This is a genomic window from Halocynthiibacter sp. SDUM655004 (assembly GCF_026015885.1).
GTDB lineage: Bacteria > Pseudomonadota > Alphaproteobacteria > Rhodobacterales > Rhodobacteraceae > Falsihalocynthiibacter > Falsihalocynthiibacter halioticoli.
Genome location: NZ_JAPDUG010000001.1, coordinates 259,303 through 285,032 on the forward strand (window position 1 = coordinate 259,303; position 25,730 = coordinate 285,032).

A 25,730-nucleotide genomic window follows, 5' to 3' on the forward strand; every position below is an offset into this window, starting at 1 on the left:
GTGTAAGGCGGGTCCGGCCGAGGCCGAACCCGTGTTTCTTTAGTCTTCGAGGTCGAGTGCGGAAAGACCGTGCAGGAGGTCAATCGCATAAGAAAGTTGGTAATCCTCATCCCGCAGCTTTGCCGCTTCTTCGGCTTTCGCTTCTTCTTCCTCAAGCTGACGACGCTCGTCCTCTGTCATGGAGTCGTTGCTGAGGCTGCCACGCAGATCAGCTTCAGAGCGAAGGCGTGGTGAGTCATCCTCTTCCTCTTCTTCGGCGAGTGGATCTCGGCGGGGTTGCTCAACAATGATATTGGGCGAAACGCCAAGCGCCTGAATGGAGCGGCCCGATGGCGTGTAATACCGAGCGGTGGTCAGGCGCATCGCGCCGTCGCCCTTGAGCGGCATGACCGTTTGAACCGAGCCCTTACCAAAGCTCTTTGTGCCAACCACAATCGCGCGGCGGTGATCTTGAAGGGCACCGGCAACGATTTCCGAGGCAGAAGCAGAGCCGCCGTTGATCAACACAACAATCGGTTTGCCTTGGGCCAGATCGCCAGGGCGCGCATTGAACCGCTCGCCATCTTCGGCGCTGCGGCCACGGGTCGACACGATTTCACCAGCCTCAAGGAAGGCGTCCGAAACCAGAACCGCTTGTTCGAGCAAACCGCCTGGGTTGTTACGAAGGTCAACTACGAACCCTTCGACATTCTCGATGCCGCCGGCTTCTTCGATTTGCTCTTCGATGCCTTCTTTGAGGTTTTCGAATGTTTGGTCGTTGAATGTTGTCACGCGCAATACGATGGACTCACCTTCTGTGCGGGTCCGTACAGCTGTGAGCTTGATTGTGTCGCGGATGATCGAAACGTCAAATGGCTCGGGCACATCCTCGCGTACGACTGTGATGATGATCTCGGAACCAACAGGGCCGCGCATCATCTCAACTGTTTCGTCGAGTGTGAGGCCCAGAACGCTGGCACCATCTACGTGGGTAATGAAATCGCCAGCTTCGATACCTGCGGCATCCGCGGGAGTGTCATCAATCGGGGACACGACTTTCACAAAGCCCTCTTCCTGCGTCACCTCAATGCCAAGGCCGCCGAACTCGCCGCGCGTCTGTTCGCGCATGTCGTCGAAATCGGCGGGGGGTAGATAGCTGGAGTGCGGATCAAGTGACGTGAGCATGCCATTGATCGCGGCTTCGATCAGGTCGGCTTCGTCAACTTCTTCGACGTATTGGCTGCGAATGCGTTCAAACGCGCTGCCGAATAGGTCGAGTTGTTCATAGATTGTGCTTTTGGATTCTGCTTCCTGCGCCAGCAAAGGCGCCGCGACTTGGGTTGTCACGATTGCGGCGAGCACCGCGCCGCCTGTTGCCGCCATTAAGAACTTTTTCATACCGTCTATTCCTTTGTCACAGCAAACCACGGAGCCGGATCAACCGGTGCGTTGCCCTGTCTTACCTCTATATAAAGCGTTTCCGAGCGTTGAGCGCCACTCCCTTCCGTAGAATTTTGTAAAAACTCTTCTGCATTCGGGGATTTTCCACCCATCAAACCAATCGCCGTGCCGCCTGAAACGACTTGGCCGACCTCACCATACACCTCGTTCATGCCCGCGATAACCATGAGAGTGCCGGATTGCGGTTCAAGGATCATCACATTTCCGTAGTCCAGAAGCGGGCCACGGTAACGGATCGTTGCAGGGACTGGCGCGGTTACAAGTGCGAGCGGTTGAGTGCCGAGGAGTAAGCCAGGGCGGCGGATGCCCGCGGCGTCGGCTTCGTTAAATCGGCGCAAAACAGTTCCGCTTGCGGGGAGCGGCAGCGTGCCTTGGAGCGCGTCAAAGTCGAGACGCAGAGCAGCAGGCTCTTCCTCATCTGGGACAAGTCCGCTGGCGAAGGCTTCAAGCGTTTCGCTGCTTTGTAAGAGTGTGTGCAGATGTTCCGGCTCGTCCAAAAAACGTTGTGGCAGGTCGTCACGGTCGGAAATTGCTTGCGAAAGCTGCGCGCGAGCTTGTTGCGCGCCGAACAGTCCCTCACGGAGGCTATCGACAGCGCTTTCCTGAAGCGCGCGAAGCGTGGCGACCTCATGAAGCTGTGCGCGCAGCCCTTCGACCTTGGCTTGCAGGCTCGGCGTCACATCGGAGAGCATCATCCCTGTTCGCGCTGTTCCCAGTGGTCCGGCAGGGTGAAGAAGTAGGAGGGGCGTGGGCGAGGATTGCATGGATTGCAAAACCCCGATCAGTTGCGCGACCTCCTCGCGACGGGCCTCGAATTCAAGTTCGATGGCACGTTCACGGATCGTGGCACGGCGCAATCCCTCGCGCATCGCCGAAAGTCCTTCCTCGAAAGCCTCGACCGTTTGGGTCAGAGCCGCGACCCGATCACTCGCTTTCTCGGCTTCGTCCAGCGCCAAAGTTGCTTCGCTTATCTGTTGCGAGGCGCGGCGGGCAGCATGGGCCGGATCCACTTCGGCAAGCGCCGGAGTGGTCGACAGCAAAATAAGGGCTAAGGCCCGAATGGCGGCGCCTAGCTTCATGTGATGATGAGAGTCTCGCCTGTCATTTCAGCGGGTTTTTCAAGCTCCATCAAATCAAGCACGGTCGGCGCAAGATCAGACAGCCGCCCAACGCGAAGCGATGCGCCCTCTGGCCCGCCAAAGAGCGCGACAGGAACCGGATTAACCGTATGCGCCGTATGTGGTCCGCCGGTTTCGGGATCAACCATGGTTTCACAGTTGCCGTGATCAGCGGTGATAACCATCGCGCCGCCAGCCTTTTCGAGCGCGTCCAGAACGCGGCCAAGTCCGCGATCAACGGCCTCGCAGGCTTTGATCGCCGCGCCAAGATCGCCCGTATGCCCAACCATATCTGGGTTGGCATAGTTGGTGACGATCAGGTCATATCCGGCCTCTATGGCCTCAACGAATTTGTCTGTTACCTCATCGGCAGACATCTCTGGCTGAAGGTCATAGGTCGCGACCTTTGGCGAAAGCGGCATGCAGCGATCTTCGCCTTTTTCTGGCTCTTCTTTGCCGCCATTCAAGAAGAAGGTCACATGCGGGTACTTCTCGGTTTCGGCAAGGCGGAACTGCTTTAGGTCGTGCTTCGCGACCCATGCGCCGAGCGTGTTTACAAGGTTCGCCTTGGGGAAGCACACATCCACATAGGCGTTATGGGCGTCTGAATAGGGAACCATTCCGAGGAATGCCGCAAGCTTAGGGCGGGTGCCGGTTTCGAAGGCGTCAAAATCCGGCTGACCGATCGCTGCGAGGATTTCGCGCGCGCGGTCGGCGCGGAAGTTGAGACAGAAAATGCCATCGCCATCGACGACGCCTTCAAAGCCTTCAAGAACAGTTGGCGCGATGAATTCGTCGGTTTCGCCGCGTGCGTATGCCTCTTTGACAGCCTGCTCAGCGTTTGCAGAGCGAAGCCCTTGTGCCTTGATCATTGCGTTATAGGCCTGTGAAACGCGCTCCCAGCGATTGTCGCGATCCATGGCGAAGTAGCGGCCAATGACGGTCCCGATCCGTGCGGTCTCGGGCAGTCCGGCGAGCAGCGTTGCGATGAATTGATCCGCCGATTTCGGCGCAACATCGCGGCCATCGGTGATTGCGTGGACAACGCAGGGAAGGCCCGCATCGGCAACAGCCTTGGCTGCGGCAATGATGTGCGCGTGATGCCCGTGAACACCGCCATCGGAAACAACGCCCATAAGATGCGCGGTTCCGCCAGTTGATTTCAGCGTATCGATGAATTTTGTCAGAGCCGCGTTTGAGAAAAAGCTGCCGTCCTCGATTGCGAGGTCGATTTGGCCGAGGTCCATTGGAACGACCCGCCCTGCACCGATATTAGTGTGGCCCACTTCGGAGTTGCCCATCTGCCCCTTGGGCAAACCGACGTCTGGTCCGTATGTGGTTAGTGTCGCAGAGGGGCCTTCGCGCATGATGCGGTCGAAATTGGGTGTATGGGCAAGAAGCGGGGCGTTTGCCTCTTTGGAGTCGCTTTGGCCCCACCCGTCAAGAATACACAAAACAATTGGTTTTTTCGGGCTCATAGATCTCTCGTTTCTTGAAGTTGCTTTGTTCTACGCAGCGCAAGCGACAAGGGCAAGCGCGCAAGGGAACGCTAAACAAATCAGCTTAGACCTGTGGCCATATCAGGCACGATGATAAGGAGAACCCGCAAGAATTGTTGCTGCGCGGTAAAGCTGTTCCGTCAGCATGACCCGCGCCAGCATGTGCGGCCAGACCATTGCCCCGAAAGAGAGCCGGAAATCTGCGGAAGCCCGTAGCGATTTGGCAAGGCCATCCGCGCCACCAATAACAAAGGCAACATCGCTTTGCCCGTCATCGCGCCAATGCGCAAGCGTCTGTGCAAAGGTCGGGCTTGGGATGACTTTGCCACGTTCATCAAGGATCGCGACGATTGCATTATCTGGTATGACGCGGGATAAGAGGCGCGCCTCCTCTTCGGAGCCGAGCCCCTTTTTATCCTCGACTTCATGCACTTGAACCGGCCCGAGCGACAAGGCGCGGCCCGTTCGGTCAAAACGTGTCAGATAATCGTCGATTAGGTCGCGTTCAGGGCCAGAGCGAAGTCGCCCAACGGCGCAGATATGAACGCGCATAAGAGTGCCTTAGGACAGCGAGGTTGGATCCGCAGAGCCCGGTACGCCAGACTGCCACATCTTTTCAAGCTGGTAGAACTCGCGCACTTCGGGGCGGAATACGTGAACGATCACGTCGCCCGCGTCTACCAGAACCCAGTCGCCTTGGCCCTTGCCTTCGAGCTTGGAGAAATAGCCCATCTTTTGTTTGATCCGGTCCGAAAGCTTCTCGGAGATCGCGGAGACCTGACGCGAAGAACGGCCCGAGCACACAACCATTGTGTCGGCCATCTGAGACTTTCCGGTCAGATCGATAATGACAACATCCTCGGCTTTGTCATCTTCAAGAGACTCCAGAACAAGCTCCAAAAGCGCCTTGCTTTTTGCCATGTCCGAAGCAGATTTGCTGCTGGCCGATCCTTTGGCCGCGTCAGATGTTTGAGACAGTGTCCTGCCCTCCGTAATGCGCACCTAGAGAAAGGGTGCCGAGAATACTCGAAAGATACCACCGAATTAAGGGAATCTCAATCGTCAGGGCAGGGGGAATAGGCCTATGTCGGCGGAATGGCAACAGCACAACGATGCATTTGCCACTTTGACGCAAGATCGGGCGGAAAAACGCTTAAATCCGAATGAATTGGCCTAGTCGGAAGCGCCTTTTGAAGGCGGAGAAATCGGTTCGACCGCAGAAACTCCGTCCTGTGGGTCGTTGAGAACCCGAACCTCGCGTTGGGGGAACGGTATCGAGATGCCGTGTTCTTTAAACGCATCCCAAAGCGCCAGATAGACTGAACCGCGCACATTGGTGAGACCGCGGGTTGGGTCGGAAATCCAGAAACGCAGGATGTAGTCGACCGAGCTGTCGCCAAACCCGACGATATGGCACACGGGCGTGTGGGTGCGGGTCAAAACGCGCTGCACGCGTCCGGCGGCTTCGCAGGCGATTTGGCGCACTTGGTGTGGGTCGTCTGTGTAGGCTGTACCGAAAAAGATATCGAGCCGAACGTAGGCATCTGAATGGGACCAGTTGACCACCTGTCCGGTAATCAAATCCTCGTTCGGGATAAGGTATTCCTTGCCGTTCCGCGTAACGACCGAAACGTATCTTGCACCGAGCGCGTTGATCCAGCCGAAGGTTTCTCCCAATGAGATAACATCACCGGGTTTGATCGACTTATCCAGCAGGATGATGACACCAGACACGAGGTTGGACACAACCTTCTGCAGACCAAAACCGAGGCCAACGCCGATTGCACCGGAAAGTACCGCAAGCCCCGTTAGATCAAAGCCAACCGCCTTAAGCCCGAAGAAGAAAGCAGCACCGTAAAGAAGGACTTGCATCGCCTTCACGAACAGCACCTGCATAGACGGGGAAATATCATCGTTGGATTTGATCCTTGATGCCGACATGCGCGCAATAAGCCGAACCACAGCGAGAAGGGCCGCGAGAATGACGAACGCTTTGATCACGTCCAGAAGTGATAATCGTGCCTCACCCGTGTTGATCGCGACCGAATCCAGCAACGAGGAAATCGAGTCTAATGCGCCCGTAAAATGAAGCGTGACATATATCCATGCGCTCCATACCACGATCCGTCGCAACAGTCGGTTGTGGATGACCCGCGCGGCCAAAGACACCACCAGCCATGCTGTCGCGATCGACGCGACGATACGCAAAACGTAGGTTCGTGAATACCACGTGACTTCCTGCATGAAGAAAATTAACGCCCAGATCATCACGACAAATAGAATGAGCCGCATCCGTTTGTGGAGGATCAGGGATAGACGCAATTGCCATTTACGCCACCCGCGCCGCGCGCGGAGCCATTCGCGCACATTTTGGCGGGTAAGGTATTCGATGCCATATGCAATCGCGATCAGCAGAAGGATCAGCAAAACCTGATAAAGGCGCCAGCCGAGTGTCACAAAGGTCGCACCAAACTCCAGAGCTTCGGCTGACAGGGCCTGAACCTGTTCCGGCAAGGATTGTGCAACTGCTTCGTTCGGGTCTTCGTTATCCATAGTCCCTCATGCTCGCACGGGAATCTTTGCACAGGGAGGGGCGATGCGACAAGGGTTTCAGGTGTCTGCTCAAGGGATTGTGCGCAAGCCAGCTTGTAGATTGCTTGACGGAACCTCCGAAATATCGCTCTCAGACGCATCCAAGAAGAGCGAAAGCCGTTGCGAGACTCGGCTAAAGCTTATATGGCAACGGCATGAAACGGATTTACGAAGTAGATGACCACGCCTTTTTGCCTTGGCGGTTTTACGGTCAATCCCTGTCTATCAACGCCGACCTATAGGTTTGGCGCGCCATTGGCGCGAGCCAGAATCCGGAAGGGTGCGCCCTTCTCATGACTTTTCCAGCAACGACGGGAGCGGACCATGTCCCCCAAAACACTCTATGACAAAATCTGGGATGCGCATATCGCGCATGAGGCCGAAGACGGCACAACCCTTCTCTATATTGATCGCCACCTTGTTCACGAAGTGACAAGCCCGCAAGCCTTTGAAGGGCTGCGGATGGCAGGCCGCACAGTGCGCGCGCCAGAGAAAACAATCGCGGTGCCAGATCACAACGTGCCGACCACAGAAGACCGCGTAAACGGTATCGACAACGAAGAGAGCCGTATTCAGGTTGAGGCCCTTGACCAAAACGCCAAGGATTTCGGTATCCACTATTACCCTGTGTCTGATGTGCGCCAAGGTATCGTACATATCGTTGGCCCAGAGCAGGGCTGGACCCTTCCGGGCATGACTGTTGTGTGCGGCGACAGCCACACCGCGACCCACGGTGCGTTTGGCGCGTTGGCGCACGGCATCGGAACATCCGAGGTTGAGCACGTTCTGGCAACACAGACGCTCATCCAGAAGAAATCCAAGAACATGAAGGTCGAAATCACCGGCAAGCTGAAGCCGGGTGTAACTGCGAAAGACATTACTCTTGCGGTTATCGGCGAAACAGGTACCGCAGGCGGCACTGGTTATGTGATCGAATATTGCGGCGAAGCGATCCGCGATCTTTCGATGGAAGGCCGCATGACCGTTTGTAACATGGCCATTGAGGGCGGCGCACGCGCGGGCCTGATTGCGCCGGATGAAACCACTTACGAATATGTAAAAGGCCGTCCGCACGCTCCGAAAGGCGCGCAATGGGATGCGGCTCTTGCATGGTGGAAAACGCTCTACACAGACGAAGACGCACATTTCGACAAGGTCGTGACGCTTAAGGGCGAAGATATCGCGCCTGTCGTAACTTGGGGCACATCTCCTGAGGACGTGCTGCCGATCACTGCGACCGTTCCAAACCCGTCCGACTTTAGCGGCGGCAAAGTCGAGGCCGCACAGCGCGCGATCGAGTACATGGGTCTTGAGGCAGGGCAAAAGCTCACCGACATCAAGATCGACACGGTATTCATCGGGTCTTGCACCAACGGCCGGATCGAAGACCTTCGCGCCGCAGCAGAAGTCCTCAAAGGCAAAAAGATCGCGGATGGTATGCGGGCTATGGTTGTTCCTGGCTCTGGTCTTGTGCGTGCGCAAGCCGAGGAAGAAGGCATTGCGCAGATCTTCATTGATGCAGGTTTCGAGTGGCGTATGGCAGGTTGTTCCATGTGTCTCGCCATGAACCCAGACCAACTCGCACCGGGCGAGCGTTGCGCGGCAACGTCAAACCGGAACTTTGAGGGACGTCAGGGTCGCGGCGGACGTACGCATCTGCTATCTCCACAAATGGCGGCTGCCGCAGCGGTGACCGGTCATTTGACAGATATTCGCGACCTCACATAACGGAAGGCGCGACTTTTATTGAGGAGATACGAAGATGAAAAGTTCAATGAGCTGGATAATTCTTGGTGCATTTATGGTTCTCGGCGGCGTGTTCGCGCTACTGAATCCCTTTGCGGCATCACTTGCAGTAACAGCACTGGTCGGGTGGTTCTTCCTGATCGGGGGCGCGTTTGCGCTGTTCGCTGGTTTTAAGGGCGAAGGCTCCGGCACGTCCAAAGTTCTGAATATCCTACTTGCCGTCTTTTTCATTCTTGCGGGTATCTCGCTTCTCGCCAACCCATTCAAAGGCCTGATCACACTGACAGTGCTTTTGGGTATTCTGTTCATGGTTACAGGCGTCATGCGCCTCTACCTGAGCTGGTTGCTGCGCGGAGAAAAATTGTTCTGGGTGATGCTCATTACGGGCGCCGCCTCTGTCATCATTGGCTTTATGGTCCTGAATCAACCGCTGGAAGCAGCTTCGAGCTTGCTGGGCATCTTGCTCGCAATCGAGCTGCTCTCTGATGGCATTGGTTCCATTGCGTACGGTATAATCCTGCGCAAAGCCAATAAGGCCTAGCAAATCAAGGGGGCGAAAGCCCCCTCCACGGAGACTGAAATGGAAAAATTCGAGAAAATTACGGGTGTTGCGGCGCCTATGCCGTTGATCAATATCGACACAGATATGATCATTCCCAAACTGTTTCTCAAAACTATCAAGCGGTCCGGTCTGGGCGTAAATCTCTTTGACGAGATGCGTTACGACGATGACCGCAACGAGATTCCGGATTTTGTTCTGAACAAGCCGGCCTATCGTGATGCCGAAATTATCATCGCAGGCGATAACTTCGGTTGTGGCTCCTCGCGGGAACATGCCCCTTGGGCCATCAAGGATTTCGGAATCCGCTGTGTGATTTCCACAAGCTTTGCCGACATCTTCTTTAATAACTGCTTCAAGAACGGCATTTTGCCGATCGTTCTTCCCGAAGCCGAGCGCGACTTCCTGATGAAAGATGCGGAAAACGGCTCTAATGCGCGGATGACGATTGACCTTGAAGCACAGGAAATCACGGCCTCAGACGGCACGGTGATCTCCTTTGAAGTGGATGCGTTCAAAAAGCACTGCCTTCTCGAAGGTCTCGACGATATCGGCCAGACAATGGCGAAAGTCGACTCAATCGCGAGTTTCGAGAAGCAGGCGGAAGTAAGCCGACCTTGGGTTTAACGTTAACCCAGGGATTGTTCACCTCATAGGTGACCGACATAGGTTCTCTACAAGATATTGGGGTGTGCGGAATATCTGCGCACCCCGTTTTTTTGAATGATGCAATCTCGCACCAGTTCTTCCATGAAATTGCCTTAAATTTTTTGTCAAACTTAACCATTACTTGCGACGATACTGGAAAGTGGGCAAAAATTGGCTGAAGAAGAAACTATCCGTCGTGAAGTACGGAACGAAGTTGGACTAAAAAAACGCGTAAAAGGTGTTTTGGGCCAACCAAAGGGTAGATGGGCTGTGTTATCTCGACTGACTGGCGCCGCAGTGCGCGCGATATTGGTGGCCATACTGATTGCCACGCCGTCGATCGTGTTGCCGCACACGCATAGCGATGCAAACCAGATCGTCGCCCTGATTTCTATTTTCGCCGCGATTCTCGTCATGATTGAGTATGCGTCGGTTTATCCGAGCCTGATCGAGTTTCGTGATGCGCCGCCGTTCAACCGGATCCGCTATGTCAGCCTCATGCTGATGGTTTTCCTTCTGTCGCAGATCATGGCCGTTTCCGGCAATCCAAGTACGTTGGCTGAGTTTACCTATGCCGTCGGTACGGTGATCGGCATGGCGATGGATTTCCCCTATAGCCCCGTGCGCTTGTTTGTTCTGGCTGTTCCTGATGGTGCGACGATCGAGCAAATTTCCCTTGTTCGAACAGCGGCTGGACTTTGCTATCTGATCTCACTCGTATCGCTTGCTGTTTTCCTCATTATTATCCGCATGGGCCGTTGGCCATCACGCGGCGCAAGCTTCAACGTATGGGTAAACCTGCCAACGTTTGACCCGACCGCTGGCGGAGATGTTGTTGATCGTCTGACACGCGATTCTCGGCTGAACGTCATTCTTGGCTTCTTGCTGCCATTCGTAATTCCAGCGGCGATGCAGACTGCATCCAGCCTCTTTGACAGTTTCACTTTTGCTTCCCCTCAAACGATGATCTGGACGATTTCGGCATGGTCCTTCCTTCCTGCAAGCCTCTTTATGCGTGGTATCGCAATGGCGCGGATCGCGGCCATGATCGCGGAAAAACGGCAGTTCCTTACTGCGCAGCAAGACGGGCTTGTCTTGGCTTAGCGCTGTCTCTCGCCCTCGCGGGCGGCGCATCTGCGGCGGACAGGGTTCGCCTCGCTATCTATACAGTCGATTTTGAGCGAAAGGGCCCAGGGCTCTTCCTAAGAGATATGCGTGCAGGGAAGGCGCAGGATGCCAGACGGGCCGCTGCCGTGATCGCGCATGTAAATCCTGATGTACTCGTTCTGGCTGGAATAGATTACGACCACGGCCTTGCCACGCTCGGTGTATTTGCTGATGAGCTTTCAAGAGCGGGCGTTGACTATCCCCATCATTTTGCGCAGCGGCCAAATACCGGAATGCCGACGGGGCTTGATGTAAATGGTGATGGGTATTTTGGTGATGCCGTGGATGCGCAGGGCTATGGGCGTTACTCTGGCGAGAAGGGCTTGGCCATTCTTTCGCGGTATCCGTTTTTGCGTGATGAGGCGCGTGATTTCTCAGAGTACCTATGGCGCGATCTACCTGATGCGAACCTGCCCGAAGTTGATGGCAACCCGTACTATTCTGATGAGGTGTTAGCGGTTCTTCGTTTATCCACCACGGCGCATTGGGATGTGCCGATTGAAACGGGCAACGGGCCGCTGCACCTCCTGACGTATTACGCCACACCGCCGGTTTTTGACGGTCCAGAAGACCGCAACGGCAAGCGCAACGCTGATGAGACGCGGTTCTGGACGAAATACCTGAATGGTGAACTTTCGGAACAACCTGCCAATGCGCCATTTGCTTTGATCGGAAATGCTAACCTCGATCCGCATGATGGCGATGGCAAAGGCGCAGCTATTGCGGAACTGCTCGCGCATCCCTCGCTTCAAGATCCAAAGCCCGCAAGCGTGGGCGGAGTCGAGGCCGCCAATGCATCGCATTCTGGCGACCCCGCCCTCGATACAGCCGCGTGGCCCGAAAACGACAAACTCCCGGGGAACTTGCGGGTAGAGCATGTTCTCCCTTCTCGCGATCTGAAGGTTCTGGACGCTGGTGTGTTTTGGCCGGAAACCGGAACTGAAGAGGTAAGCTTGATTGCCGAGGGCGAAGGGATAACGCGTCATCGGCTTGTTTGGGTCGATATCGAGATGCCCTAGGCGGCGAATTCTTTGGCCATGAGAGAAGTTGGGACTTCGGCGCAAAGAATGTCCGTCTCGGCTGTAGGCGTAAACTCGGGCAACAGTTCTGCGAGTCGCTTGCCGCAGAGGCTATGAGGCGTCTCGCTAAGGTATCGCATCTCGAGCAATTCATACGCGAGCGTCCAAAATGGCGAGGCCACATGGAGCGTCCACCATGGGAATTTCTTGATGCTGATGTGACGTCCTGTCGCCATCTCTAATGCGCTTCGCAAGTCCTGCATTGTGATTGTCACGCTGGGCGCGGGGACATCTTCAAACTGTTGCAAAGTATCTCGTTTCTCTGCAAGCATTACCGCCGCGCGAGCCCAATCGGGCAAGTAGCTAAACGAGCGAGGGCAATCTACGGGCCCCATCGTCATGAGCTTGCCTTTGCTCAGCTTAGAAAGAAACACCAGACTCATGAGCGTGTCTGAAGGCGCGGAATCAATGAAGTCGCCAGCGCGAAGGATGAGCGTTTGCACCCCGTCACGCGCGGCGCTCCGATACTGTTGCTCCATTTCAATGCGGATTTTGCCTTTGCGGGTCTCGGCTCTTTGCGGGGTGTTAGGCCCCCATGCGCCGGGCGTGTTGCCATAATTATAAACGTTGCCAGGAACGATAACCATCGCGCCGCTCTGCTTGGCGGCTTCAATAATTTGCGCTGTGTAGCGCGGCACTTCCGTTGCCCAGTTGCGATAGGCGGGCGGGTTGAAGCCATTCACGATGACGTCTGCGCCCGTTGCGCTTTCGCAAAGGTTATCACTTGCACGATTGAATGTCCGAACCTGCCAACCGGCCTTTGTGAATGCCGCGTTCGCGTGGCGGCCGATCTTGCCTGTGGCACCTGCGATGAGAACTGTTTTAGACATTTTGAACCTCTTTGCTGAAATGCGTTGAGGCGAAAGTATGCATTCACTATTGTCGGGTAAATTGGCTGTAATCGGATATTGGGTATTCATTTATGAATGATAAGGCGTTTGCCTCAATCGATTGGACTTTGATCCAATCCTTTGTTGCGGTTGCTGAGTGCGGCTCGCTTACGGCAGCTGCGCAAAGGCTCCGTGCGAGCCAACCAACAATTGGGCGGCACATCTCGCAAATTGAAAGCAGTTTGGGCGTTGTTTTGTTTTCGCGCGTGCATCGGGGGTTGGAACTTACAGCAGAGGGCGAGGCACTTCTCCCCGCAGCTCGTGACATGAAGGCCGCAGCGGCGCGGCTCTCGCTTGCTGCCGCGGGCCAAACACAAAATCTTTCTGGAGTTGTGCGGATAACAGCATCTGTATTCGTCTCCCATTACATCCTGCCGCCATTGCTCGCAGAACTGCGCGCGATGGAGCCGGATATAGAGATTGAGCTTCATGCCAGTGACAGCACCGACAACCTGTTGTTTCACGAAGCGGACATTGCATTGCGGATGTACCGCCCAGAGCAACTTGATACGATCACGCGCCATATCTGTGATTTCGACGTGGGTATATACGCCGCTAAAACCTATTTGGCGCGCCGTGGAGTGCCGCAGGATCGAGACAAATTGATGGCGCATGATTGGGTGGGATATGACCGGAACGATCTGATGATCAAAGGGATGCGTGCCGTCGGCTGGACGGTGGATCGCAGCTTCTTCAAGATCCGGTGTGACAATCAATCGGCCTATTGGCAGCTTGTTCAGGCAGGGTGCGGCGTTGGCGTGGCGCTAAAATGCGTTGCACAACACTGCGCGGAAGTTGAGCAAATCTTGCCCGAGGTAGAGGTGCCGCCACTGCCGGTTTGGTTGACCGCACCAGAGGCATTGCGCAAGTCTCCCCGCATCCGCCGTGTGTTTGATTTTCTTGCTGAGAAGCTGGTTGACGTGGGTGGCGCTTGAATTTCGCCGCAACCCGCGATAAGCCCCTTGCAACCCTGTAATACCACACTTTTCAAGCAATCGAGGACTCCATGAGCAACCCATCTATCCTGATCCTGCCGGGCGACGGCATCGGCCCCGAAGTAATGGCCGAAGTCCGCAAAGTAATCTCTTGGTTCGGTGAAAAACGGGATCTGGCGTTTGACGTGTCCGAAGACCTCGTTGGTGGCTGTGCCTATGACAAACACGGCACACCTCTGCATGATGATACGATGGCAAAGGCGCAAGAAGTTGACGCTGTTCTTCTTGGTGCCGTGGGTGGCCCCAAGTATGACAACCTCGATTTCAGCGTAAAGCCAGAGCGTGGCCTTCTGAGACTTCGTAAGGAGATGGACCTCTTCTCCAACCTCCGCCCTGCGCAATGTTTTGATGCACTGGCCGATTTCTCCAGCCTCAAGAAAGACGTTGTCGCTGGTCTTGATATCATGATCATTCGCGAACTGACATCTGGCATTTACTTCGGTGAGCCACGCGGGATCATCAACGAAGGCAACGAGCGCGTAGGCATCAACACCCAGCGTTACACAGAGAGCGAGATCGCCCGCGTTGCGCGCAGCGCGTTCGAGTTGGCCCGCAAACGTAACAACAAGGTCTGCTCGATGGAGAAGGCCAACGTTATGGAGAGCGGTATCCTGTGGCGCGATGTTGTTCAGGAAATCCACGACGCCGAATATCCTGATGTTGAGCTTTCGCATATGTATGCCGACAACGGCGCGATGCAGCTTGTTCGCGCGCCAAAACAGTTTGATGTGATCGTCACAGACAACCTCTTTGGTGATATCCTTTCTGATGCGGCGGCGATGCTCACGGGTTCACTCGGAATGCTGCCTTCTGCGTCGCTCGGTGCGCCAATGGCAAACGGTCGCCCCAAGGCGCTTTACGAGCCGGTCCACGGCTCTGCTCCTGATATTGCGGGCCAAGGCAAGGCAAACCCGATCGCGTGTATCCTGAGCTTTGCTATGGCGCTTCGCTACTCTTTCGATCAGGGTGATGAGGCTACACGCCTTGAAGACGCTATCGAAGCAGTTCTGGCCCAAGGCGCGCGCACAGCTGATTTGCTTGGCAATGAGGGTGAAACGCCGATCAGCACCAGCGAAATGGGTGATGCGATCCTCAAGGCTCTCGACGACAGCCTTTAATATTTGGCAAAGAGATTTAGAAAAGGGGCGCTTTGGTGCCCCTTTTTTCGTTTGCGGGGCTGCATTTGTGGCTTGCCCAGCTTGGTCTTTTCCTTTCTGGTAATAGCCACCTGTTAGCGTTCACGCACGGGTTTGATTTGAGGAAAGTTTATATGGCCAAGCTAACGCCCAACGCCAAAGGCGCGATACTTGCGTTGATTGCATTTGCGATTTTCGCGACCCACGACGTAATCGTTAAATCCCTTGGCGGGACTTACTCTCCATTTCAGATCGTGTTCTTCAGCGTGCTTCTCGGCTTCCCGCTGGTGACGCTCATGCTGATACAGGACGCCAGCAGAGACACGCTGCGCCCCCGCCACCCTTACTGGATGGCCCTTCGTACCGGAGCAGCCGTTGTCACGGGTGCGTCGGCATTTTACGCTTTCGCGCATCTTCCGCTGGCCCAAACCTATGCAATTCTCTTTGCTTCGCCATTACTGATTACGATCCTTGCTATTCCCATTCTTGGGGAGCGCGTGCGCCTGCGTCGTGGCCTCGCGGTTGCGGTCGGGCTTGCCGGTGTGTTGATTGTATTGCGTCCAGGCCAAGCGGATTTGAGTGCGGGGCATATCGCTGCGATGGTTGCGGCTGTTGGCGGTGCGATTAGTTCAATCATCGTACGCAAAATCGGTCCGGAAGAGCGCAGCGCAGTTCTCCTGCTCTATCCGATGATCGGGAACTTCGTCGTCATGGGCTGTGCAATGCCGTTCGTCTATGTGCCGATGCCGTTTGCAGATTTTGCGGCGCTTGGCGTGATCGCCCTTCTTGCTTTCATTGCTATGATTTTCCAGATCTTGGCTTATCGGAATGGTGAAGCGGTTATCGTTGCGCCAATGCAGTATTCCCAGATCATTTGGGCGAGCATTTTCGGATATTTTATCTTCAACGAGCAGGTCGATGCGATGACATATATTGGTGCTGGGGTGATTATCCTCTCTGGTATCTACATCGTTGTCCGTGAATCGGCTCCTAATGCTTCGGCGAATACGCCTGTTTTGCGGACGAGATCGCGCGCAGGGACATTTGGCGGCTTGCGGGTTGGGGCGCTTATTCGGCGTGCCCAGCGAAACCAGAAACGCGCGGATGACATAAACGAGGATCGCTAAGTTTGTTGGTGGTGTGATGTGTTGGCAAGGCCGCAACAGTCCAAACGGATTTTGCTCTCCCCCTTGTTACCGACCCATGCCGCGCATACATGCCCGCTATGAAGCGTTGGATCCCCTTTATGAAATCGCACCCACGGGTGGCGGTTGTGCGCCTGAGTGGCGTGATATCTTCATCTGGCCGCGGTAGCTTGAACGACGCTGGGATTGGTCCCGTGCTTGAACGCGCCTTTACCCGTGGCAAACCTGACGCGGTCGCGCTTGTAATCAATTCCCCTGGTGGCTCCCCTGTTCAGAGTGCGCTTATCGGCGCGCGAATTCGTCGCCTCGCAGACGAAAAAGGCATACGCGTCTATGCGTTTGTTGAGGATGTGGCAGCATCAGGTGGCTATTGGCTCGCAAGTTCCGCTGATGAGATCTACGCGGATGCCTCCTCAATTGTTGGATCTATCGGCGTTATATCCTCGGGCTTTGGACTTTCCGAGTTTATAGAGCGCCATGGCATCGAGCGTCGGGTTTACACAGCAGGGAAATCCAAAAGCACCAACGATCCTTTCAAGCCCGAAAAGCCAGCAGACGTGAAGCGCCTAAAGGGGCTGCTTGATCAGATACACGACGTGTTTAAAGCCCAAGTGACTGAGCGACGCGGCGATAAATTGACCGCAGATACAGACATCTTCACAGGAGAGTACTGGATCGGCGCGCAGGCAACAGAGCTTGGCCTGATTGACGGGTTGGGGCATCTGTCGTCCAAGATGAAAGAACTCTATGGCGAGAAAGTTTCGCTTATTCGTTACGACCAAAGGCGACCGTTCTGGCGGCGCTTCGGCATCAATATCGTGGATGACGTTGTGAGCAATATTGAAGAACGCGCCGAATATGCGCGGTTTGGACTTTAGGTGATGGTCAAGATTATTAGCCTTTTCCTCGTCGGAATGGTCGTTCTGGCCATGTTCGGACGGCTGCGCTACCCGGGACAGAAAACTATCGCAAACGCCAAATGCCCGAACTGCGGGCGGATGCGCTTGAGTAAATCTCCGTGCCGATGCGACGGGGGTAACGGGGCATGATGATCGACTGGCTACTCGTTGGTCTCGGGCTGATTATTCTTCTGCTCGCGGGCGATCTGTTGGTGCGCGGCGCGGTGAACCTGTCACTTCGTTTGGGAATACCGGCGCTTATCGTAAGCCTTACAATCGTGGCGTTTGGTACATCTGCGCCAGAATTGCTTATTACGATTGAAGCGGTTTCGGATGATCTCTCCGGTATGGCGCTAGGTAATGTGATCGGATCTAACACCGCGAATATTTTGCTCGTGCTTGGTGTGCCTGCTCTTCTTGCCACGATGCACACCAGCGAATGTAATACCCGCAAGAACTATCTCTATATGATCGGGGCGACCCTATTGTTTATGGTGGTGTGCTTCCTTGGCCCAATCACGTGGATCCATAGCCTTGTGTTGCTCGGGACATTGGCCTTGATCCTGTTTGAGGCGGGGCGCGAGGCCGTAAATCATCACAAAGATGGCAAGCAATGCATCGACGATGATCTTGAGAATCCAGAGGGCGCCGACCCGCATATGCCAAGTTGGCGCATCGGGGTATTTCTGATTGCTGGTCTTATTGGCCTGCCTTTCGGCGCGGATTTGCTTGTTGAGCATTCGGTGAATATCGCCGACCGGTTTGGCATTAGCGAAACCGTTATTGGCCTAACGCTAGTTGCGATCGGCACGTCGCTCCCAGAGCTGGCAACCACAGTCATGGCTGCGCTCCGCAGGCAGGCGGATGTGGCGCTGGGTAATGTCATTGGCTCCAACATGTTTAACCTGCTGGCGATCATGGGTGTTGGCGGTTTGATCGGTCCGATTGTGATTGAGCCGGAAGTGCTGAAATTTGATATCTGGGTCATGCTTGGCGCATCGCTTCTGTTGGCACCATTTGTGTTTCTGCGGTGGAATATCACGCGGGCATGGGGCATTCTGCTGACAGCGGCCTATGGAGGGTATCTCTACGCCGTGGTTCAGTAACCCGGGAGGCAGAGATGCAGCAAAGAGCGCTAGTAACCGGAGCCGGTGCGCGGCTTGGTCGAGCAATGGCCCTCTGTCTTGCTCAGCGAGAATTTGACGTAGCTATTCATTACGCAACCTCCAAGGAAGGCGCCGAAGAAGTCGCTGAGGAAATCCGCGCGCTCGGGCGCAAAGCCGAGTTGGTTCAAGCGGATTTGCTGGATTTGGATCAAGCCGAGCCTCTTGTAGACAGAGCCGCCGAACGTCTTGGTGGTCCGCTGAACGGCCTGATCAACAATGCTTCGATCTTTGAGTACGACACGATCGAGACCGCGACGCGCGAGAGCTGGGACAGGCACATGCTTACGAACTTGCGGGTGCCCTTTATCTTAACGCAGTCCTTCGCGAAACAGGCTCCCAAATGCACCAAGGATCGCGATGGTCAGCTTATCGCACGCTCGATTGTGGTAAATATGGTTGACCAGCGCGTCAAGAAACTGACGCCTGAATTCATGACCTACAGCCTTGCAAAACATGGGCTTTGGACGCTGACGCAAACTGCGGCCCAAGCGCTCGCGCCTGACATAAGGGTGAATGCCATCGGGCCGGGAACAACCCTTCGGGGCCACCGCCAGTCGCAGGAGCATTTTGAAGGGCAGCGCAGCAAATCTCTGCTCCAACGTGGTCCGAATGTGTCGGATGTTACTGCTGCATTGGGGTATTATTTGGATGCGCCGGCCGTGACCGGTCAGCTTATTTGTGTGGATGGCGGGCAGCACCTGACGTGGCAGACGCGGGACGTTCAGGGCGTTGAATAGTGCTATAAATCCGAAAGCTGCGACGACTTGTACACTTGCAGCATTTCCTTCACAAAAATGTTAGAATTTTGTTAATGTTTTCATACGCTTGCTAAATTTAATAATAAAAACGTTCAAAAACAATGACTTAAAAGTTTGCCTAAATAATGGGCAAAGCGTCGAAAACCACCAAAACAAAAGGAAAATTGATGTTCACGGAAACTTATCTACTAAGTTATCCACAGAAACCGTGGACACATTAACACTTGCTTCCCATTCGATAAGATTGCAGCGGGTAACGGAATCACAATGACGCAAACTGATCAAAGCTCTGAAACTGCGAAAACCGAGCCACCGTTGCTTGGGCATGCACGTGTGCAGAGCTATCTCAAGACCCTCGATAATTCTCCGGGCGTGTATCGGATGCTCGATTCCGAGTCGCGTGTTCTTTACGTCGGTAAGGCGCGGTCGCTGCGCAAGCGGGTGAGCAACTATGCCAACCCGCGAGGGCATACGGGACGGATATTGCGGATGATTTCCGAAACCGCTGAGATGATGTTCCTCACCACCCGCACGGAAACAGAGGCGCTGCTCCTTGAGCAAAACCTCATCAAGCAGCTCAAGCCGAAATACAACGTTCTGCTGCGCGACGATAAGAGCTTCCCGAATATTCTGGTGAGCAAGGCGCATCGTTTCCCGCCCGTCAAAAAACACAGGGGCCGAAAATCGGAGAAGGGGAATTACTATGGCCCTTTCGCGAGTGCTGGTGCTGTGAACCGGACTCTGAACCAGCTTCAGAAAGTGTTCTTGTTACGTGATTGTTCGGATGCAACCTTCGAAAGCCGTACGCGCCCCTGTCTGCAGTATCAGATCAAACGCTGCTGTGCGCCTTGCGTGGGGTATGTCTCGGAGAAGGACTACGAGGGGTTGGTTCGAGATGCGGAACGTTTCCTACAAGGGAAATCAACCAACGTTCAGACCAAACTCGCTGAGGAAATGGCAGAGGCAAGCGAAGCGATGGAATTTGAACGCGCCGCCGCTTTGCGAGATCGCATCAAGGCGCTAACGCAAGTTCAGCAGAGCCAAGGAATCAATCCGCGCGGCGTTGCAGAGGCGGATGTGATTGCGCTGCATCTTGAGAACGGTCAGGCCTGTGTGCAGGTGTTCTTCATCCGCGCCAACCAGAATTGGGGCAACCGCGATTTCTATCCCCGCGTTGGAGCCGACGTTGGCGCTGCCGAGGTGCTGGAAGCGTTCCTTGGTCAGTTCTATGACAACAAGCAGCCTCCACGACAGATTTTGCTGAGTGATGGCATCGAAGATACGGAACTTATGGAAGAGGCGCTTTCTCAAAAGGCAGAGCGCAGGGTCTCTATTCTTGTTCCGCAACGCGGTGAAAAACAGGAGCTGATTGCCAATGCGGCGCGTAACGCGCGAGAAAGCCTTGCGCGCAAAATGTCGGAAACGGCGGCGCAAGGGAAATTGCTAGCTGGTCTTGCAGAGGCCTTCGATCTTCCCGCTCCACCACAACGGATAGAAGTCTACGATAACTCGCACATCCAAGGCACAAATGCAGTCGGTGGTATGATCGTTGCCGGACCAGAAGGGTTCATGAAAAGCCAATACCGCAAGTTCAACATCAAGGACGAAAAGATAACTCCGGGTGACGATTTCGGCATGATGAAAGAGGTGCTGACACGCAGGTTCAAGCGGTTGCTCAAAGAAGATCCGGATCGCAAGGGCGAGACTTGGCCGGATATCTTGTTGATTGACGGCGGCGCAGGTCAGGTGAGCGCGGTGCGGGAAATTATGACCGAGTTGGGTGTTGGTGACGTACCTATGGTGGGTGTCGCCAAAGGTGTTGATCGGAACCACGGCAAAGAAGAGTTCTACCGCACAGGTGAGCGTCCGTTTGCGCTTCGTCATAATGATCCGGTTTTGTATTTCATCCAGCGCCTACGCGATGAGGCGCATCGCTATGCGATTGGAACGCATCGGGCAAAACGCGCCAAGGCAGTTGGTGCGACGCCGCTGGATGATGTGCCGGGTGTTGGGGCCGCGCGAAAGCGTGCATTGCTTGCGCATTTCGGCAGCGCAAAAGCGGTATCACGTGCGGGCTTGTCTGATCTGAAAGCTGTAGAAGGCATTTCAGATGCGCTTGCCGAAACTCTATACGATTATTTCCACGATAAAGGGTAGCGCTTCGCATGTCGCCAATACGCGAAATGTGGATAGCGCCACGTAAGAAAAAGGGCTAACAAGAGCGCATGAGCTGGAACATTCCGAATATTCTGACCGTCATCCGCCTGCTTGCTGCACCGCTGCTGGCGCTTGGGTTTATCTTTTTGCCCCGTGGGTACGCAGATTGGTTTGCGCTGATCCTGTTCATCGGGGCCTCTGTCACCGATTACATCGACGGTTATCTTGCGCGGAAGTGGGGGCAAGAAAGCAAATTCGGCGCGATGCTCGATCCTATTGCCGACAAGGCGATGGTTGTAATCGCGTTGATGGCGCTTGTGGCGATCTGGCAGATGGATGCCTATGTTCTGTTCCCCGCAACGATTATTATGTTCCGCGAAGTCTTTGTGAGTGGCTTGCGAGAGTTCCTTGGTGCGGATGCGGGTAAGTTGCAGGTGACGAAGCTTGCCAAGTGGAAAACCACCGCACAGATGATTGCGATTTCGGTTCTGTTTGCGAAGGGCTTGTTTGAACACTATTTCTGGGCGCTGACCTACGGAATGGACGAGGCCGTAGTCTCGAGCATCCTGTCAGGTAACACAGAGGACGAAATGGGCCTCTGGTGGATACGGAACGGCGCTTTCGCCACCTATTATATCGGGCTCTGGCTCCTCTGGATTTCAGCGACTCTGACGCTGATTACTGGAGTGGATTACTTCAACAAAGCGCGGCCTTACCTCGCTGAGGATAAGTCATGATCGAAGTCATGTACTTTGCTTGGGTGCGGGAGCGTATCGGCATTCCCCGCGAAACGGTCGAGACAAACGCCAAGACCGTTGCCGAACTCGTTGAGGAGTTACGTGCCCGTGAAGAGCGTTATGACGTGGCCTTCTCTGACCTGTCCGCGCTTCGTGTTGCGATTGATCAAGACCTCACCGAATTTTCAGCATCGCTCGAAGGCGCGCGCGAAGTAGCGTTTTTCCCACCGATGACGGGCGGCTAACATGGATATTCGCGTACAGGGATCGCCCTTTGATGCAGGCGCTGAATTGAACGCCTTCACCAACAAGGCGCAGGGCGCGGGCGCTATCGTCAGCTTTTCTGGTATCGTTCGCGATACAGCGGCTGGCGATCTTGAGAAAATGGTGATCGAGCATTATCCGGGCATGACAGAACGCGCGATAACCACGATTGCAGAAGAAGCACAGGGGCGTTGGAATCTAGCCGATGTTCTCGTGATCCACCGTTTCGGAGAGTTGTCTGCAAACGATCCGATTATGATGGTTGCCACGGCATCACGACACCGGAAAGCAGCGTTTGAAGCGGCGGAATTCCTGATGGACTTCTTGAAGTCACGCGCACCTTTTTGGAAAAAAGAGATCACCGGAAAAGATGCAGTTTGGGTCGAGTCAAAAGACCACGACGAAGACGCGCTCAAACGTTGGTGAATACGCCTAGCTTGGCTGGTTGGCCTTTTCAATGTGCGCGCGCAACTCGTCTGCCTCACGGCGCGCATCGCGTAGGCCTTCCATCGCAGCATTGAGTTCCGCCTCTGTCTGGGCGATGTGATTGGCCAATTCGCTCTCGCGCTGCTCTACATATGTGATCGCCTGATCGCGCAACTCTTCGGCGTCGTGCAGGGCTTGGGCCATTTTGTCGAGTTCGCCGATATCGGCCTGCGTGACGCGGCTCATGCGGTGAACCAGCCAGTTGGCAAACCATCCGAGGCAAAAGGCCACAAAGAGGATGATGGCGGTTGCGGCGATAAATTCGTTGTTATTCATCTGCGGTTTCTTCCTCGTTGGCTTCTTCCTGTTGGGCCTCTTCAGTGCCTTCGCCTTCGGCATCTTGAGCGGCTTCTTCTGCCGTCTCTTGGTTTTCGCCGTCTACATCGTCTGCGCTCAGGAGTGTAAACTCAATACGGCGGTTTTCTTCGCGGCCTTCCGGTGTGTCGTTTGTGGCAATCGGGTCAGTCTCGCCATACCCCTTCGCGGTCAAGTTCGCGGTAAGAACGCGTCGGGACATCAGCGCCATAAGAACGGCCTCCGCGCGCGCTTGTGAGAGCGAGAGGTTCATGGATTCGCGGCCTTGGCTGTCGGTATGGCCAGCGATTTCAATTGGCACATCCTGACAGTCGCGCATGATTTCAGCGATCTGATCAAGCGTCTGAGACGCACCGGGGGCCATTGAGTCTGCGCCTGGATCAAATGTGAGCTTGTTGGCGCTCAGGATGGCATTGATCCGGTCAACGCATTCTTGCGGGCTTGGTAGCGCGGCAGTCGGGTCCAGCGTCTCGATATAGGCCACATCAATGGAAACATCTGTTCCAGCGGGGATTTGCTCCGCGAGAATTGCGGCGAGCCGAGCGCGAGTGTCTTGATTTCCTGTGACGCCCTTAATGGCGATCTGATCAGGTTGCACATCAACAGAGCCATAATTCAATTCAGCAAGTGCGGCGAGGCCCGCAAAGACGCGCATCGGCCAGCCTTCCGGCATCTCCGGATCAAGCGACAATGGCGCATAAACGAAGTCTCTGCCAAAGCGCGCTATTGCGTAGCTTTCGACAGCGCTGCGGATGCGTTCGTTTGTAACATGGCCACGCAGTTGAACTTGCCCTTCGGGGCTGAGCGTCGCGACAAAATCTCGCCGTTCGTCGCCTTCCTCCCCAGATGGCTCCTCTGCAACGAGAAGCTGTGAGGACAGAGAGAAGAGTTCTGGAAGGTCAGCTTCAAGCTCCGCGATTGTGCGCTCGTATAGCTTGGGATCGGTTCCGGCTTGCGCAGTAACGACAATATCAGCGTCTGCGATGCTCAGTGTACCGCCGCCGAGCGTGGCGAGCGCGTCAATGCTGGCTTCGACTGCGCGAGCCCAAGTTGTTGACGGCACACCAAGGCCAATCGTGCAGGTTCCGGCTTGGGCAAGGCCTGCGCGTTGTGCGGCGGCAATGATCCGCGCTTGCGCTTCTGGCGAGTCTGCGGCGCAGGCGTCAAAGCGCCCGACACCATTTTCAAGCGTGAAGCGCAGGGCAAAAGGCGTAAGAACAGGGCGTGGCGCGGAGATGTCGAGCGTCAGTTCAACTCCCTTTGGCACGCGGTCTCGGAACCGCCGTTCAAGAGATGCGCGCGCTTCCTGACTTTCGGTAATCGCAGTGATCGAAACACCATTCGCAGAGACCGAAATTTTTGAGCGCTCAAGCTGTTTCAAGGCTTCATAAGCAAAGAGCAGTGCCTGATCCCAACCTTCGGGAGTGTCGTATTGGGCTGATTGCAACAAATCGACTACTGGGCTGCCGTTCGTAGCGCGGCGCAGGCTTGATATTAGCTGATTGCGATCTGTTTCGGCTGGAATAAGCCCGACAAGAGAGATGCCATCAGCGTTCTGTAGAATCTCGATCAGGAACTCTGGCGCCTCAAGGCTGATGCCTTCGTCAACTGTTACGAAATCTGTAATTCGCGAAGAATCGACAACTTTTCCCGCCACAGAAATAGCGCGGAAACGTGTCGCTTCGGTTGGCGCGGTTCCGGAAAGACTGACCTGAAGACCGTCAGCTTCCACATGAATCCAGTCGATCTGTTCTTCGGCCAATGCCGCTTCTACAAGCGCAACGGACCGATCTTCGATTGTATTCACAGCGACCACCGCAGCCGCGACCGAAAGCACTGCAGCAATTAGGAACGCTGCAAAGGCAACCATTGTTTGTAAGGAACGCATATCAGCCGGTGTTTGTTTCTGAGTTGCCCTTGTTTAGGCGCTTCGGCAACGGGGTTCAATCACAGGAAAAGCGCAGCGGCGAAAAACAGCACAGGCAACAGCCCCGCGTCACGGTTGGAACGAAACACGCGCAGGCAGGAATCCGGTTCGTCGGCGTCAAACTGCTTCATCTGCCATGTCATGTGCCATCCAAATGCCCAAGGCCCGCCAAGCGCTATCACGAGTGAAAGGATGTTATTATGTCCTGCCATTGTGAGCACAATCGCAAACCCCATGAGCGCAACAGTCAACATGAGGAAATAACGAAGAGCCGGGAGCGTGTTATCTCCGAAGAGCCGTGCGGTGGATTTTACCCCAATAAGCGCGTCGTCTTCTTTGTCTTGGTGGGCATAGATCGTGTCGTAAAACAGTGTCCAAGTGATCCCTGCCAGAAAGAGCGTGATCGCTGCACCATCAAGATGTCCACGATGGGCGGCATACCCCAAGAGGATACCCCAATTGAAAGCGACGCCAAGGAACACCTGCGGCCACCATGTGAAGCGTTTGGCGAATGGATAAATCGCCACCGGCCCAAGTGCGATGATGCCGAGGATGATGGCGGGCAGTGGGAAAGTCAGGAGAATCGCAAAAGCCACCAGCGCCTGAACCACCATCCAGACAAGCGCCGCTTTAACAGAGACTTGACCAGATGGAATAGGGCGTGAGCGGGTGCGTTCGACCGAGCCATCTATGTTTCGGTCGGTGATGTCATTCCATGTACAGCCAGCGCCACGCATCAAAAACGCCCCGATGCCACAGCCCAAAACGATCCATAGATCGAGAAGGCGAGGTTCACCTGTTCCAAGCATCGCCAGCAAAACGCCCCAGACACAGGGTATATACAGAAGCCATGTACCAATCGGGCGGTCCACCCGCGAAAGCCGCAGATAGGGTCGCGTTGCCACAGGTGCAAACCGGTCCACCCAGTTCCCTGCGACGGCATCTTTGACGGTGCCGGAATTTGCGGGATTGGGCTCTGGAAGTTCGTCTGGCGCGGGCATAAGGTC

Annotated in this window: 25 protein-coding genes; 15 read left to right on the forward strand and 10 right to left on the reverse strand. The window is 55.1% G+C overall.

Annotation, left to right across the window (positions count from 1 at the left end):
• Positions 1 to 39: 39 nt before the first annotated feature.
• The 6 genes from N9C89_RS01260 to N9C89_RS01285 form a co-directional block, all read right to left on the reverse strand.
• Positions 40 to 1,377, reverse strand: a complete 1,338-nt coding sequence (locus tag N9C89_RS01260) for a S41 family peptidase (RefSeq protein ID WP_263951999.1) — start codon at positions 1,375 to 1,377, stop codon at positions 40 to 42.
• Positions 1,378 to 1,382: 5 nt separating this feature from the next.
• On the reverse strand, positions 1,383 to 2,519 hold the full coding sequence (locus N9C89_RS01265; RefSeq protein WP_263952000.1) for a murein hydrolase activator EnvC family protein: 1,137 nt from the start codon (positions 2,517 to 2,519) through the stop codon (positions 1,383 to 1,385).
• The gene (gpmI, locus tag N9C89_RS01270; protein ID WP_263952001.1) at positions 2,516 to 4,036 is read right to left on the reverse strand and encodes a 2,3-bisphosphoglycerate-independent phosphoglycerate mutase; all 1,521 of its coding nucleotides are present in this window, start codon (positions 4,034 to 4,036) and stop codon (positions 2,516 to 2,518) included. Before gpmI ends, N9C89_RS01265 begins: the two co-directional genes overlap by 4 nt.
• A 102-nt stretch (positions 4,037 to 4,138) precedes the next feature.
• Positions 4,139 to 4,609 carry a 23S rRNA (pseudouridine(1915)-N(3))-methyltransferase RlmH gene (gene rlmH / locus N9C89_RS01275; RefSeq protein WP_263952002.1) on the reverse strand — a complete coding sequence of 157 codons (471 nt, stop codon included), beginning with the start codon at positions 4,607 to 4,609 and terminating at the stop codon, positions 4,139 to 4,141.
• A 9-nt stretch (positions 4,610 to 4,618) separates the two neighbouring features.
• Positions 4,619 to 4,978, reverse strand: coding sequence for a ribosome silencing factor (gene rsfS / locus N9C89_RS01280; protein ID WP_263952004.1), 360 nt, complete (start codon positions 4,976 to 4,978; stop codon positions 4,619 to 4,621).
• A gap of 252 nt (positions 4,979 to 5,230) precedes the next feature.
• Complete coding sequence (locus N9C89_RS01285; protein WP_263952005.1) at positions 5,231 to 6,610, reverse strand: mechanosensitive ion channel family protein; 1,380 nt, start codon at positions 6,608 to 6,610, stop codon at positions 5,231 to 5,233.
• A gap of 363 nt (positions 6,611 to 6,973) precedes the next feature.
• Between N9C89_RS01285 and leuC the strand changes: the two genes are divergently transcribed.
• The 5 genes from leuC (at position 6,974) to N9C89_RS01310 (ending at position 11,788) form a co-directional block, all read left to right on the forward strand.
• Positions 6,974 to 8,377: a 3-isopropylmalate dehydratase large subunit gene (gene leuC / locus N9C89_RS01290; protein WP_263952006.1), complete on the forward strand. Its 1,404-nt coding sequence runs from the start codon at positions 6,974 to 6,976 to the stop codon at positions 8,375 to 8,377.
• A 34-nt stretch (positions 8,378 to 8,411) separates the two neighbouring features.
• Positions 8,412 to 8,936, forward strand: coding sequence for an HdeD family acid-resistance protein (locus tag N9C89_RS01295; RefSeq protein WP_263952007.1), 525 nt, complete (start codon positions 8,412 to 8,414; stop codon positions 8,934 to 8,936).
• 39 nt (positions 8,937 to 8,975) lie between these two features.
• Entirely contained in the window at positions 8,976 to 9,581 is a 606-nt protein-coding gene (gene leuD, locus N9C89_RS01300) for a 3-isopropylmalate dehydratase small subunit (protein WP_263952008.1), read from the forward strand.
• A 192-nt stretch (positions 9,582 to 9,773) separates the two neighbouring features.
• Positions 9,774 to 10,706, forward strand: coding sequence for a hypothetical protein (locus tag N9C89_RS01305; RefSeq protein WP_317134917.1), 933 nt, complete (start codon positions 9,774 to 9,776; stop codon positions 10,704 to 10,706).
• A gap of 56 nt (positions 10,707 to 10,762) precedes the next feature.
• Positions 10,763 to 11,788: an endonuclease/exonuclease/phosphatase family protein gene (locus N9C89_RS01310; protein WP_263953259.1), complete on the forward strand. Its 1,026-nt coding sequence runs from the start codon at positions 10,763 to 10,765 to the stop codon at positions 11,786 to 11,788.
• Here the strand turns inward: N9C89_RS01310 and N9C89_RS01315 are convergent.
• Positions 11,785 to 12,678: an epimerase gene (locus N9C89_RS01315; RefSeq protein WP_263952009.1), complete on the reverse strand. Its 894-nt coding sequence runs from the start codon at positions 12,676 to 12,678 to the stop codon at positions 11,785 to 11,787. The genes N9C89_RS01310 and N9C89_RS01315 overlap by 4 nt on opposite strands.
• Before the next feature lie 92 nt (positions 12,679 to 12,770).
• Here N9C89_RS01315 and N9C89_RS01320 point away from each other — a divergent pair, with 92 nt between their 5' ends.
• The 10 genes from N9C89_RS01320 (at position 12,771) to N9C89_RS01365 (ending at position 22,421) form a co-directional block, all read left to right on the forward strand.
• Positions 12,771 to 13,673, forward strand: a complete 903-nt coding sequence (locus N9C89_RS01320) for a LysR family transcriptional regulator (protein WP_263952010.1) — start codon at positions 12,771 to 12,773, stop codon at positions 13,671 to 13,673.
• Between the two features lie 71 nt (positions 13,674 to 13,744).
• On the forward strand, positions 13,745 to 14,851 hold the full coding sequence (leuB, locus tag N9C89_RS01325; RefSeq protein WP_263952011.1) for a 3-isopropylmalate dehydrogenase: 1,107 nt from the start codon (positions 13,745 to 13,747) through the stop codon (positions 14,849 to 14,851).
• A 152-nt stretch (positions 14,852 to 15,003) separates the two neighbouring features.
• Positions 15,004 to 15,996, forward strand: a complete 993-nt coding sequence (locus N9C89_RS01330) for a DMT family transporter (protein ID WP_263952012.1) — start codon at positions 15,004 to 15,006, stop codon at positions 15,994 to 15,996.
• A gap of 98 nt (positions 15,997 to 16,094) precedes the next feature.
• Positions 16,095 to 16,892, forward strand: a complete 798-nt coding sequence (locus N9C89_RS01335; protein WP_263952013.1) for a S49 family peptidase — start codon at positions 16,095 to 16,097, stop codon at positions 16,890 to 16,892.
• A gap of 170 nt (positions 16,893 to 17,062) precedes the next feature.
• The gene (locus N9C89_RS01340) at positions 17,063 to 18,019 is read left to right on the forward strand and encodes a calcium/sodium antiporter (RefSeq protein WP_263953260.1); all 957 of its coding nucleotides are present in this window, start codon (positions 17,063 to 17,065) and stop codon (positions 18,017 to 18,019) included.
• On the forward strand, positions 17,962 to 18,816 hold the full coding sequence (locus tag N9C89_RS01345) for an SDR family oxidoreductase (protein WP_263952014.1): 855 nt from the start codon (positions 17,962 to 17,964) through the stop codon (positions 18,814 to 18,816). Before N9C89_RS01340 ends, N9C89_RS01345 begins: the two co-directional genes overlap by 58 nt.
• A 288-nt stretch (positions 18,817 to 19,104) precedes the next feature.
• The gene (gene uvrC, locus N9C89_RS01350; protein WP_263952015.1) at positions 19,105 to 20,994 is read left to right on the forward strand and encodes an excinuclease ABC subunit UvrC; all 1,890 of its coding nucleotides are present in this window, start codon (positions 19,105 to 19,107) and stop codon (positions 20,992 to 20,994) included.
• Positions 20,995 to 21,062: 68 nt separating this feature from the next.
• A complete protein-coding gene (gene pgsA / locus N9C89_RS01355; protein ID WP_263952016.1) occupies positions 21,063 to 21,731 on the forward strand; it encodes a CDP-diacylglycerol--glycerol-3-phosphate 3-phosphatidyltransferase in 669 nt (222 codons plus the stop codon).
• Positions 21,728 to 21,976, forward strand: coding sequence for a molybdopterin converting factor subunit 1 (gene moaD / locus N9C89_RS01360; RefSeq protein WP_263952018.1), 249 nt, complete (start codon positions 21,728 to 21,730; stop codon positions 21,974 to 21,976). The genes pgsA and moaD overlap by 4 nt, the downstream gene beginning before the upstream one ends.
• Position 21,977: 1 nt before the next feature.
• Entirely contained in the window at positions 21,978 to 22,421 is a 444-nt protein-coding gene (locus tag N9C89_RS01365) for a molybdenum cofactor biosynthesis protein MoaE (protein ID WP_263952019.1), read from the forward strand.
• A 6-nt stretch (positions 22,422 to 22,427) separates the two neighbouring features.
• Here the strand turns inward: N9C89_RS01365 and N9C89_RS01370 are convergent, their stop codons facing one another.
• Genes N9C89_RS01370 through ubiA form a run of 3 tightly spaced genes read right to left on the reverse strand, consistent with a single transcriptional unit; the run spans position 22,428 to position 25,724 of the window.
• Entirely contained in the window at positions 22,428 to 22,757 is a 330-nt protein-coding gene (locus tag N9C89_RS01370; protein WP_263952020.1) for a hypothetical protein, read from the reverse strand.
• A complete protein-coding gene (locus N9C89_RS01375; protein WP_263952021.1) occupies positions 22,750 to 24,684 on the reverse strand; it encodes an OmpA family protein in 1,935 nt (644 codons plus the stop codon). Before N9C89_RS01375 ends, N9C89_RS01370 begins: the two co-directional genes overlap by 8 nt.
• A 59-nt stretch (positions 24,685 to 24,743) precedes the next feature.
• On the reverse strand, positions 24,744 to 25,724 hold the full coding sequence (ubiA, locus tag N9C89_RS01380; RefSeq protein ID WP_263952023.1) for a 4-hydroxybenzoate octaprenyltransferase: 981 nt from the start codon (positions 25,722 to 25,724) through the stop codon (positions 24,744 to 24,746).
• Between the last annotated feature and the right edge of the window lie 6 nt (positions 25,725 to 25,730).